Raw genomic sequence first — 6,027 nt, 5'->3', positions numbered from 1 at the left:
GCGCGTCGGCGAGGCGGCGGCGCCCGCGCGTCGGCGAGGCCGGGGCGCCGCGCTCGGCGGTCGCCCCGGCCGGTCGCGCGTCAGGCCTCCGCGAGGATCGCGTCGATCTGGCCGAGGGCGCCGGTGATGCCCTCGAGCATCCCCATCGCGACGACCTCCTCCATCTGCTCGAGGGTGTCGAACCGCGAGGTGATGGTCATGCGCGTGCCGGTCGCGGTGCCGTCGAGGGTCACGGTGCCGTGGATGACGGGCCCGCCCTCCTGGGGCTCACCGGAGTCGTCGGCGAAGCCGTCGTCGAACGCGAGCCCGTCGGTGGGCGAGATGCGCGTGAACCGCCACCAGCCGTGGGCCTTCTCGCCCTCGGGTCCGGTCATGTAGTAGCGCGCCTCGCCGCCGGCGACGAAGTCGTGGTGGACGAACGTGGCGGGCCAGGTCGGCGGCCCCCACCACCGCTCGAGCTTGCGGGGGTCGGCCCAGACGTCCCACACCTTCTCCGGCGGTGCGGCGAGCTCGGTGGCGACGACGAGCGTGAGGGTGTCGACGTCCTTGCGGCTCTCGACGACGGTCATGTCTCTTCTCCTTCGGCCAGCAGGGCGTGGATGCGGTCGAGGCGTCCGCGCCAGATCTCCTCGTAGGCGTCGAGCAGCCGGGACGCGGCCCGGATCGCCTCGACGTTGCCGCGCACGAGCCGTTCGCGGCCGTGCGTGTGCTTGGTGACGAGCGCCGCGCGCTCGAGCACGGCGACGTGCTTCTGGACGGCGGCGAAGCTCATGTCGTACCGCCGGGCCAGGGCGGACACGGACTCCTGCTCGTGCAGGACGCGCCGGACGATGTCCCGGCGGGTGCGGTCGGCGAGGGCGGCGAACACCCGGTCGACGTGGTCCATGTCCATTCCTACAACCATGTGGTTGTACGTTACGCCGGTGTCGTCGCGACCACAACACCCCGCCGGGAGAGCCGGCCCGGCAACCCGATCGAGCCGACCCTGCTGAGCGCGAGCGGGCTCACACCCCGCGGGTAGCCGCGAGGCGCCCGTCCTCGACCGCCGCCACGAGCTCGGCGTGGTCGCGCTCCGTCCGCTCCGCGAACGCGTGCGCGGCGTCCGCGAACGCCTCGTCGGCGACGCCCGAGCCGCCGAGGTACGCCCCGATCGCGATCGCGTCGCCCGCACGCGCGTGCGCCCGGGCCAGCGTCCACGCGCACACCGCGGCGTACCGCTCCAGGCCCGCGGGCCGCGCCTCCGAGAGGTCCAGCGACCCCTTCCAGTCCCGCAACTGCCGGACGTAGTAGTCACGCGGCACGCCGTCGACCCCCGGGGAGCTCTGCCAGCCGAGCATCGCGTCGCTCGCCGCCTGCATGAGCCGCTGCCCCTCGACGACCCGCTGGCCGTGGTGCGCGTACCGGCCCGGGCCCGCGAACGGCTCCAGGACCGACGCCTGCGCCTCCTTCGCCTGCAGCACCAGGGCATCGTCCGCGTCGACCCCCTGCAGCAGCACGACGAACGCGCGCGTCCCGACGCTGCCGACCCCCACGACCTTGCGTGCCACGTCGACGACCCGGTACCGGCCCGCGAGGTGCCGGCGGTCGGGCGAGAGCGTCGAGCGGTAGTCCGTCAGCAGGTCGGCGATCCCCTGCCGGAACTGCGCCGCCTCCTGCGCCGTGAGGATCGACTCGAGCGTCGACACGAGCGGCGGGTCGTCGACGAACCGGTGCTCGCCGTCCACGACGACCGTGAGCTTCGACAGTGCCTGCAGGTGGTCACGCCGGCGGGCCTTCTGGACGACCTCGCGGGTCCGGCGACCGGCCGACCGCCCCATGTCGTCCGCGACGTCGACGAGGTCGTCCACGTCGGCCCGCGCGTACCAGACGGCCAGCGAGCTCTGGCTCGCGAACTCGCGCACGGCCTCCCGGTACGCACGCGCGGCCCGGACGACGACCTCCCGGCGCCGCCGCGCGCCGACGTCCACGGCCCGCGCGGCCAGGTCGACGCTCGCGAGCAGCCGCTTGACGTCCCACTCGAACGGCCCGGGGTGCGTCTCGTCGAAGTCGTTGAGGTCGAACAGCAGCCGCCGCTCGGGCGACCCGTACACCCCGAAGTTCGACAGGTGCGCGTCGCCGCAGAGCTGCGTCACCAGACCCGTGCCCGGCGAGGCCGCGAGGTCCGCCGCCATGACCAGCGCGGTCGCCCGGTAGAACGCGAACGGCGACTCCGCCATCCGCCCGTGCCGCAGCGCGAGCAGGTCCGGCAGGCGGCTGCGCTCCTGCTCGACGATCAGCGTGAGCGCGTCGGGGCGTCCGTCGCGCGGCGCCAGGTCCGCGAGCGCCTCGCGCGGCAGCCGCCGGCGGGCGCGCTTCCCGGCCGCCTCCCGCTCGGCACGCGTCCGTCCCGTCGCCAGGTCCTCGTCCTCGTCGACCGTCACGACCTGCCCCTTCCCCGAGCCGGTACCGCGGACGCTACTCCGCGGCGCCCGAGGTGCCCAAGGGTGCGACGACCTGCCCGACGGGCGGCGTCAGGACCGCAGCGACTCCGCCGACTCGTGCAGCCGCCGGGCCGTGACCTCGAGCTCGCGCGTCGCGGACCGGATCGTGCCGATGCCGTCCGACGCCCGCTGCTGCGCCTCGCCGACCACCCGCAGGTTCTCGGCGATGCCGCGCCCACCGGACGCCGCCTCGCTCACGGCGTTCGCCATGGCCGACGTCGTCGCGGTCTGCTCCTCGACGGCGCCCGCGATGGTCGTCTGGAAGTCGTTGATCTTGCCGACGACGTCGTGGATCTGCTCGATCTCCCGCGTCGCGAGCGCCACGGCCGACTGGATCGCGTCGACCCGCTGCCCGATGTCGCTCGTCGCCTTGCTGGTCTCCGCCGCGAGCTCCTTGACCTCGCCCGCGACGACGGAGAAGCCCTTGCCGGCCTCCCCCGCGCGTGCGGCCTCGATCGTCGCGTTGAGGGCCAGCAGGTTCGTCTGCTCGGCGATCGCGGTGATGGCCTTGACGACGCTGCCGATCTGCGCGGACGACTCGCCGAGCTGCTGCACGGTGCGCGACGTGCGCGCGGCGATCTCGACCGCCTCCGCCGCGACGACCGCCGCCTGGCTCGCGTTGCGCGCGATCTCGTGGATCGACGCGCCCATCTGGTGGGCGCCGGTCGCGACCATGTCGATGCTCTGCGCGACGTCCCCGGCACTCGTCTCGACCGCCGCCGTGAGGCGCGTCGAGTCGTCGGCCGCGCCGGTCAGGACCTCGCTCGTGCCGGCCAGCGCCCGCACCGACTCCTGCACCTCGTGGGCCGCCTGCGTCACCTGCTCCGCCGCCGCGACCGTCCGGTCCAGGGTGTCGTTCAGCGCGACCGCGAGGCCGTCCAGCTCCTTGCCGCGACCCCGGTCGAGCCGCACCCGCGCGTCGCCCGACCGCAGCGCGTGCGTCGCGTCGCCGATGGGCCGCACGATCGACCGCGACACCGCGAGGCTGACCAGCACCAGCAGCACGAGGACCGCCGCACCCGCCCCGACGACACCCCGCGCGTCCGCGACGGCCGCCGCGCGCACGTCGTCCAGGTAGATCCCCGACCCGACGACCCAGCCCCACGGCTCGTACCCCGCGACGTACGAGATCTTGGGCTGCGGCGCCTCCGCGCCCGGCTTCGGCCACTGGTACGCCACGAACCCGGCGCCGTCGGCCTTCACGACGTCCACCATCTCGACGAACAGGTGCTTGCCGTCCGGGTCGGTGTTCTCCGTGAGGTCCGTGCCGTCGAGCTCGGGCTTCATCGGGTGCATGAGCATCATGGGCTGCATGTCGTTGACCCAGAAGTACTCCTCGCCGGAGTACCGCAGCGTGCTGAGCTCGGCCAGCGCGGCCGCCTGGGCCTCGTCGTGGCTCAGCTCGCCGTCCGCCGCGGCCTGCCCGAAGTGCTCCACGACCCCGAGCGCGGTCTCCACGACCGCCCGGGTCGCGTGCTGCCGCTCCTCGACGATGCGGCGTTCGATCCCGCTCACCGCCACGACGACGAGCGCCACCAGACCGGCGGCGGTCAGCAGGGCGAGGGCGAGCAGGCGGGTACGGATGCCGAGGGCGGCGAGACGGGACACGTGTCCTCCGGGTGCGACGGGGGGCTTCGGCCCTCTCGTCGGCCGCCACGGCGGACACCTGAGCGCTTTGCCCGGGTGAAGGCCACGCGGCCCGGCGGTCGGTGAAGGGCTCGCCGGGAGCGGGGACGACCGGGCTGGACCGATGGCCCAACGTCGAGCAGTGGTGGCTGGCCTGCACCGAGCTGGCGCGGCAGACGCTGGCGTACATGTCCACCGCACGGCGCGCGCACGAGTAGGTGACGCCTGACCTCGAGGGACGCGGCCCGGACGTCGTGGCGGGCGCAGATCGCGTGCCGCCGGCGGCAGATCGCACGGCAGCGCTCTGAGCTGACCCTCGACGATCGGCGGAGGGCGTGGGATTCGAACCCACGAGGACGGGGGTGTCCCGCCCCAACGGTTTTCAAGACCGTCTCTTTCGGCCGCTCAGACAGCCCTCCCGGCGCCGTCCGGAGCCCCTGCCGGGGCGAGCCCGGACGCTCCGGCGACGAGTCTCCCACAGCGCCACGACGCGTCGGGGCGGCCCGGCCAGCGCGTCCGCCCGGGGACGTCGGCGGTGGCTCCTAGCCTGGTGCGGTGCCCACGACCACCACGACGCTGACCGACCGCCTCGTGCTCGCCGCCCCGACGCAGGCCGACCTGCCGGCGCTGCACGCCCTGCACGCCGACCCGGCGGTCTGGGAGCACCTCCCGTCCGGTCGGCACACGGAGATCGCGATGACCCGGTCGATGCTCGACCGGGCGGAGGCGGGCTGGCGGGCGCACGGCCTCGACATCTGGACGGTCCGCCGCCGCGACGACCCTGAGGGCGCGCTCGTCGGCGTCGGCGGGTGCAGCGTCCGCGCGGGCGTCGCGTGGAACGTGTACTACCGGCTGGCTCGCGACGCGTGGGGGCACGGCTACGCGCAGGAGCTCGTCGCCGCGGGCCGGACCGCGGCCGCACGGCTGCGGCCCGAGCTGCCCGTCGTCGCCTACCTGCTCGAGCACAACGAGGGGTCGCGGCGGGCGGCCGAGCGCGCCGGGTTCCAGCTCGTGTGGCGGGGCCCGGACGCCGGCAACCCGGACCCGGCGGCGGTCCGCCTGGTGTACGCCGACCGCCCGCTGTCGCCGGAGGCGCTGCGCGTCTACCGCGAGCTGACCTGACCGGTCGTCACGCCGCGGGGGGCGCCTGCTCCCACCAGCGGTCGGGCCAGCCCGGGCTCACGACGTCCAGCCCGTAGAGCGTGGCCGCCTGCGCGAGGGGCAGGTCGTACGTCGCGACCTCGCCGACCTCCGGGTGCGCCACCGCGGCACCGACGTGCAGGGCGACGAACGACGGCAGGACGTTCGACACGCGGGCGGCGGCCCGCAGCGACTGGTCGGAGAACCGCACCACCTCGACACGGTCGGTGACGTCGTGCGCGACGCCGTGCGCCTCGACGCCGCGCGGCCGGGCGACGCGACGCAGCTCGCTCACGCCGAGGAAGGTCGTGACGAGCCGGTCCTCGTGCTCCGCGACCCACGCCAGCCAGTCGTCCCGGCAGGGTGCGCCGTCGAGGTAGCGCGTGAGCGCGGACCCGTCGACGTACACGCGCGTCCGCGCGACCGGCTCGGGCGCCCCGGGACCGTGGTGGTCGGACGGGGCAGGCGGTCCGACGCTCGCCGTCGGCGCGGACACGGGCGCGAACGGGTGCGACACCCGGAACGGCTCGACCGGGCCCTGCACGTCGGGGCCGGTGACGGGCTCGACCGGCCCGAGCGGGCCCGACGGCTCGTCGTCGAGCGGCACCCGCGGGCTCGGCAGCACCGACGTCCGGACCACCTGCCCGGGCGACCCGTCGGCGCGCCCGGGCGCGCCGTGGCGCACGGCGGGCGGTCGGGGCGCGGTCAGGGTCACCTCTCCATGATCGCTCACGGCTGCACGACCCCTCGCGGGACCACGACGCGCCCGCACCGACGCCGA

Annotated in this window: 6 protein-coding genes and 1 tRNA gene; 1 reads left to right on the top strand and 6 read right to left on the bottom strand. The window is 75.1% G+C overall.

Going from position 1 to position 6,027, the window contains the following annotated elements:
- Positions 1–80: 80 nt before the first annotated feature.
- From CBZ_RS19400 to CBZ_RS19380, 5 genes are all read right to left on the bottom strand, one after another.
- Positions 81–569, bottom strand: a complete 489-nt coding sequence (locus tag CBZ_RS19400; RefSeq protein WP_130783084.1) for an SRPBCC family protein — start codon at positions 567–569, stop codon at positions 81–83.
- Positions 566–892 (bottom strand): ArsR/SmtB family transcription factor, encoded by a 327-nt coding sequence (locus tag CBZ_RS19395; RefSeq protein WP_130783086.1) that lies wholly within the window; start codon positions 890–892, stop codon positions 566–568. Before CBZ_RS19395 ends, CBZ_RS19400 begins: the two co-directional genes overlap by 4 nt.
- A gap of 112 nt (positions 893–1,004) precedes the next feature.
- Positions 1,005–2,420 carry a DUF2252 domain-containing protein gene (locus CBZ_RS19390; protein ID WP_130783083.1) on the bottom strand — a complete coding sequence of 472 codons (1,416 nt, stop codon included), beginning with the start codon at positions 2,418–2,420 and terminating at the stop codon, positions 1,005–1,007.
- Between the two features lie 90 nt (positions 2,421–2,510).
- Positions 2,511–4,088: a methyl-accepting chemotaxis protein gene (locus CBZ_RS19385; RefSeq protein WP_130783082.1), complete on the bottom strand. Its 1,578-nt coding sequence runs from the start codon at positions 4,086–4,088 to the stop codon at positions 2,511–2,513.
- Positions 4,089–4,433: 345 nt separating this feature from the next.
- Positions 4,434–4,525: transfer RNA gene (locus tag CBZ_RS19380), tRNA-Ser, on the bottom strand.
- Between the two features lie 136 nt (positions 4,526–4,661).
- Between CBZ_RS19380 and CBZ_RS19375 the strand changes: the two genes are divergently transcribed.
- Positions 4,662–5,228: a GNAT family N-acetyltransferase gene (locus tag CBZ_RS19375; RefSeq protein ID WP_130783081.1), complete on the top strand. Its 567-nt coding sequence runs from the start codon at positions 4,662–4,664 to the stop codon at positions 5,226–5,228.
- 7 nt (positions 5,229–5,235) lie between these two features.
- Here CBZ_RS19375 and CBZ_RS21900 read toward each other — a convergent pair whose 3' ends face one another.
- On the bottom strand, positions 5,236–5,961 hold the full coding sequence (locus CBZ_RS21900) for a PIN domain-containing protein (RefSeq protein ID WP_246013558.1): 726 nt from the start codon (positions 5,959–5,961) through the stop codon (positions 5,236–5,238).
- Positions 5,962–6,027: the final 66 nt, after the last annotated feature.

Source organism: Cellulomonas biazotea (assembly GCF_004306155.1).
GTDB lineage: Bacteria > Actinomycetota > Actinomycetes > Actinomycetales > Cellulomonadaceae > Cellulomonas > Cellulomonas biazotea.
This window is presented reverse-complemented; position numbering and strand designations above follow the sequence as displayed.